The sequence below is a fragment of the Streptomyces sp. MB09-02B genome, from assembly GCF_033794485.1.
Lineage (GTDB): Bacteria > Actinomycetota > Actinomycetes > Streptomycetales > Streptomycetaceae > Streptomyces.
In genome coordinates this window covers 1-5,070 of the sequence record NZ_JARGEE010000551.1, presented here as the reverse complement: position 1 = coordinate 5,070, position 5,070 = coordinate 1, and the positions used below count along the sequence as shown (strand labels likewise).

4 protein-coding genes and 2 pseudogenes are annotated in these 5,070 nt (G+C 70.0%); all 6 read right to left on the bottom strand.

The window, feature by feature from the left end:
- Positions 1 to 1,235, bottom strand: a 1,235-nt coding sequence (locus P1P70_RS40375) for an MFS transporter (protein ID WP_319246830.1), incomplete at its 3' end; no start/stop codon positions are given.
- A 21-nt stretch (positions 1,236 to 1,256) separates the two neighbouring features.
- The gene (locus P1P70_RS40370) at positions 1,257 to 2,309 is read right to left on the bottom strand and encodes a 2-oxoacid:ferredoxin oxidoreductase subunit beta (protein WP_319246828.1); all 1,053 of its coding nucleotides are present in this window, start codon (positions 2,307 to 2,309) and stop codon (positions 1,257 to 1,259) included.
- Positions 2,299 to 4,191, bottom strand: a pseudogene (locus P1P70_RS40365) (2-oxoacid:acceptor oxidoreductase subunit alpha); the annotation flags it as partial. The gene P1P70_RS40370 and the pseudogene P1P70_RS40365, both read right to left, overlap by 11 nt.
- A gap of 134 nt (positions 4,192 to 4,325) precedes the next feature.
- Positions 4,326 to 4,733, bottom strand: a complete 408-nt coding sequence (locus P1P70_RS40360; RefSeq protein WP_215448818.1) for a (deoxy)nucleoside triphosphate pyrophosphohydrolase — start codon at positions 4,731 to 4,733, stop codon at positions 4,326 to 4,328.
- Positions 4,734 to 4,778: 45 nt separating this feature from the next.
- Positions 4,779 to 4,979, bottom strand: coding sequence for an SPOR domain-containing protein (locus P1P70_RS40355; protein WP_319246826.1), 201 nt, complete (start codon positions 4,977 to 4,979; stop codon positions 4,779 to 4,781).
- A 4-nt stretch (positions 4,980 to 4,983) separates the two neighbouring features.
- Positions 4,984 to 5,070, bottom strand: a pseudogene (locus P1P70_RS40350) (NfeD family protein); the annotation flags it as partial.

The window sequence follows — 5,070 nt, the reverse complement described above, 5'->3', positions numbered from 1 at the left end:
GGGGGAGGGGGGGGGCGGGGGTGGGCCCTGATGCCGCGCGCGTGCAGGCAGAGGACCACGACGGCCGCCAGGGTGGAGGCCGTGCCGCCCAGGAGCAGGCCGGCTCGCGCGCCCAGGGATTCGCTGAGGGCTCCGACGAGCAGGGCTCCCAGGGGCGTGGTGCCCTGGAAGACCAGGGTGTAGAGGGCCATGACGCGGCCGCGGTAGGCGGGGTCGGTGCCCAGCTGGATGCGGTGGTTGGCGGCCTGCGCGAAGCAGACGGAGCCGAAGCCGGTGCAGAAGAGCAGGACAGCGGCCGCGAGCTGGGTGGGAGCCAGTCCCGCCAGGGTCTGGAAGATGCCGAAGCCGGCCGCGGCTGTGATGACCAGGCCCAGTGGTGGTCGGCCGCGGCGGAGTGTCGTGGCGACCGCGGCGATGAGTGAACCTGCCGCGAGTGCCGTGCTGAGCAGTCCGAACGCGGCGGCGTCGGCGTGGAAGACGGTCTTGGCGAGCAGCGGCAGGACGAGCTGGAAGTTGAAGCCCAGCATGCCGATGACCGCGACGAGGATCATCGGAAGGAGCAGGTCGGGGCGGTTCGCCATGTGGCGGATGCCGTCCATGACGCGGGCGTGCCGGGGCGGGGGGCCGGTGCGGTGGAGTTCCGCGGGGCGCATCAGGCGCAGTGCCGCCACCGTCGCCAGATAGCTCGCGGCGTTCAGCAGCATGACGGGGCCGGTGCCCAGCCAGCTGATCAGCAGCCCGGCCGTGGCCGGGCCGATCACGCGTGCGGTGTTGAAGTAGGCGGCGCTGAGCGCGGAGGCGTTGGGCAGCAGCTCTGCGCCCACGAGTTCGCTGACGAAGGACATGCGGGTGGGGACTTCGACGGCGTTGACGGTGCCGAGGCCGAGGGCGAAGAGGTAGATGTGCCACAGCCGTACGCCGTCGGCCAGGACCAGCACGGCCAGTGCGAGGGCCAGCGTTCCCGAGGCGAGGTTCGCGGCCGTCAGCAGGCGCCGCTTGTCGTAGCGGTCGGCCAGGCCGCCCGCGTACAGGGTGAGCAGGAGCAGCGGGGCGAACTGCAGCGCGGTCACCACGCCCAGGGCCGTGCCCGAGTCGCCGGTCAGTGACAGCACGAGCCAGTCCTGGGCCACGACCATCATCCAGGTGCCGGCGACGGAGATCAGCTGGCCGGCTGCGAACAGTCGGAAGTTGCGGACGGCCAGGGACTGGAAGGGGTGGGTGAGGGTGGGTTTCATGGGTTCCGCACGCCGGCGCGGCTAGGGGGCGACGGTCCAGGTGTCGCTGCCCGCGAGCAGCGCTCCCAGGTCGCCCTTGCCGTCCCGGGCGACCGCGGCGTCGAGCTGGTCGGACATCTGGGTGTCGTAGACGGGGCGGTCGACGCTGCGCAGCACGCCGATCGGGGTGTGGTGCAAGGTGTCGGGGTCGGCGAGCCGGGACAGGGCGAAGGCCGTGGTGGGGGATGCCGAGTGGGCGTCGTGGATGAGGATCTGCGACTGGTTGTCCTCGGTGACGGCGACGACCTCGAGGTCACCGGTGTGCGCATTCCGTACGACGCCCTTGGCGCCGTTCGCGCCGAAGCGGATGGGCCGGCCGTGTTCGAGGCGGATCACCGCTTCCTCGGCCCGCTGCTTGTCCTTGAGTACGTCGAAGGCTCCGTCGTTGAAGATGTTGCAGTTCTGGTAGATCTCCACCAGGGCGGTGCCCGGGTGGGCGGCGGCCTGGCGCAGTACGTCGGTGAGGTGCTTGCGGTCGGAGTCGACGGTGCGGGCGACGAAGGAGGCTTCGGCGCCGATCGCGAGGGAGACCGGGTTGAAGGGTGCGTCCAGCGAGCCCATCGGCGTCGACTTGGTGATCTTTCCGATTTCGGAGGTCGGGCTGTACTGGCCCTTGGTGAGGCCGTAGATCCGGTTGTTGAACAGCAGGATCTTCAGGTCGACGTTGCGGCGCAGGGCGTGGATGAGGTGGTTGCCGCCGATGGAGAGGGCGTCGCCGTCGCCGGTGACCACCCAGACGCTCAGGTCGCGTCGGGAGGTGGCGAGTCCGGTGGCGATGGCGGGGGCGCGTCCGTGGATGGAGTGCATCCCGTAGGTGTCCATGTAGTACGGGAAGCGGGAGGAGCAGCCGATGCCGGAGACGAAGACGATGTTCTCCCTGGCCAGGCCCAGTTCGGGCATGAAGCCCTGGACGGCGGCGAGGATGGCGTAGTCGCCGCAGCCGGGGCACCAGCGCACTTCCTGGTCGGACTTGAAGTCCTTGGCTGCGAGGGGGACGTCGGTCCGGGGGATGAGGGACAGGGCCTCAGCGGGCATCGTTGGCCTCCTGGATACGGACCGCGAGCTGCTCGGCCTTGAAGGGCATGCCGTTGACCTGGGTGAAGGACTCCGCGTCGACCAGGTACCTGGCGCGGATGAGGGTGGCGAGCTGTCCCAGGTTCATTTCCGGGATCAGTACGTGCTCGTAGCGGGCGAGGACGTCGCCGAGGTTGCGGGGGAAGGGGTTGAGGTGGTTCAGGTGTGCCTGGGCGACGGTGCCGCCGGAGGCCCTGACGCGGCGTACTGCCGCGGTGATCGGTCCGTACGTCGAGCCCCAGCCGAGGACCAGGAGCCGGGCCCGGCCGGGGGTGCTGTCCCTGGTCGAGCGGCGGGGGCCCGGGGGCGGGTCGTCGACCTCGAGGTCGGGTACCCGGATTCCGTCGATCTTGGCCTGCCGGGTGCGGACCATGAAGTCGTGGTTGGCGGGGTCGTAGGAGATGTTGCCGGTGCCGTCCTGCTTCTCGATGCCGCCGATGCGGTGCTCCAGGCCCGGCGTGCCGGGGACGGCCCAGGGGCGGGCGAGGGTCTGCGGGTCGCGTTTGTAGGGCCAGAAGACCTCGCTGCCGTCGTCCAGGGTGTGGTTGGGGCCCTGGGCGAAGGGCACCCGCAGGTCCGGGAGTTCGTCGGTCTCGGGGATGCGCCAGGGCTCGGAGCCGTTGGCCAGAGAGCCGTCGCTGAGCAGGAAGACGGGGGTACGGTAGGTGACCGCGATCCGTGCGGCCTCAATCGCCGCGTCGAAGCAGCCGGCCGGTGTCCTGGGTGCCACCACCGGCACCGGCGCCTCCCCGTTGCGCCCGTACATCGCCTGCAGCAGGTCGGCCTGCTCGGTCTTGGTCGGCAGGCCCGTCGAGGGCCCGCCACGCTGGATGGCGACGATCAGCAGCGGCAGCTCCAGCGACACCGCCAGCCCGATGGTCTCCGATTTCAGCGCCACCCCCGGTCCTGAGGTGGTGGTCACGGCCAGCGACCCGCCGAACGCCGCACCCAGTGCGGCGCCGATCGCGGCGATCTCGTCCTCGGCCTGGAAGGTGCGCACCCCGAAGTTCTTGTGCCGGGACAGCTCGTGCAGGATGTCCGAGGCGGGGGTGATCGGGTAGGAGCCCAGGTACAGCGGCAGATCGGTCCGCCGGGCCGCCGCGATCAGCCCGTACGACAGCGCCAGGTTCCCGGAGATGTTGCGGTACGTCCCCGCCGGGAACGCGTTCGTGGCGGGCGCGACTTCGTAGGAGACCGCGAAATCCTCGGTCGTCTCACCGAAGTTCCAGCCCGCCCGGAACGCGACCACGTTCGCCTCGGCGATCTCCGGCTTCTTGGCGAACTTGGTGCGCAGGAACTGCTCGGTGCCCTCGGTGGGCCGGTGGTACATCCATGACAGCAGACCCAGCGCGAACATGTTCTTGGAGCGGGCCGCGTCCTTGCGCGACAGCTCGAAGTCCTTCAGTGCCTGCACGGTCAGCGTGGTCAGCGGCACCGGATGCACGTGGTACGCCTCGAGGGAGTCGTCCTCCAGCGGAGAGGTGGCATAGCCGACCTTCTGCATCGCCCGTCTGGTGAACTCGTCCGTGTTCACGATGATCTCCGCGCCCCGCGGCAGATCCCCGATGTTCGCCCTCAGCGCCGCCGGGTTCATCGCCACCAGCACATCGGGGGCGTCGCCCGGCGTGAGGATGTCGTGGTCCGCGAAGTGCAACTGGAAGCTGGACACCCCCGGCAGCGTCCCGGCGGGGGCCCGGATCTCGGCGGGGAAGTCGGGCAGCGTCGAGAGGTCGTTGCCGAACGAGGCGGTCTCCGACGTGAAGCGGTCCCCCGTGAGCTGCATACCGTCACCGGAATCACCCGCGAACCGAATGACCACCCGGTCCAACCTACGGACTTCCTTCGTGTTCACTGTTCTCCTCAACTGTGCTGCTTCCCGGTGCCGTCCGGGGCGCAGGGGCGACGGGCGACGGGGCGCAGGGGCGACGGCGACGGGCGACGGGGCGACGGGGCGAGAATGCGCACCCCGGAGCCCTCTCACACTCCCCCGTCCCCCCAAGCCAGCCGCGCCGCCTCCATCACCGCCGGCACATCCTGATCCAGCCAGTCGACGTCCCACACCTCATCCGCGGTCAGCCACCGCAGCTCGTCATGGTCCTCCAGCGCCCGGGGCTCACCGGACAGCAGATGCGCGATCCACACCCGCAGCACATAGCCCGGCCGCACGACCCACTCACCGGGCACCCTCTCCGCGGACTTCGCCTCGACGCCCAACTCCTCCCGCAGCTCACGCACGAGCGCCTGCTCGGGAGACTCGTCGGGCTCCACCTTGCCGCCCGGCAGCTCCCACCGTCCGGCCAGCTCAGGCGGTGCGCTGCGGCGTGCGGCGAGCAGTCGGCCGCCGCTCAGCAGAGCGGCTCCCACCACCACGATCGGTTCGGTCATGCGCGGGAGCCTACGGGAGCGGACACGGGCGGCGGGGTGGGTGCATCACTTGCCGCCACTCATCCCGTTATGGCCGTTCTGCCCGATGCGTTCGACCCAGTAGAGCTGCTTGTGACCGCGGGAGTCGAGACTGTCCGCGATCTCCTGCGCTTCGGCACGCGTCGCATACCTGCCCACCCGGTAGCGATTGCCGTTGTCGTCCTGCCGTATGACGAGCCAGGGAAGAGTGATCGTGCCGTCGTTCATCCGTTCACGGAAGAAGTTCGCGGGGGTAGACGATGGCCGTGGCACCTTCGATCTCCATGACGTCCACAAGCGCACCCACCGGGATCACCAG

Bases quoted from the DNA above. Each gene is read 5' to 3' on its own strand.
- P1P70_RS40370 (WP_319246828.1), bottom strand. From the start codon at position 2,309: ATGCCCGCTGAGGCCCTGTCCCTCATCCCCCGGACCGACGTCCCCCTC.
- P1P70_RS40360 (WP_215448818.1), bottom strand. From the start codon at position 4,733: ATGACCGAACCGATCGTGGTGGTGGGAGCCGCTCTGCTGAGCGGCGGC.
- P1P70_RS40355 (WP_319246826.1), bottom strand. From the start codon at position 4,979: ATGAACGACGGCACGATCACTCTTCCCTGGCTCGTCATACGGCAGGAC.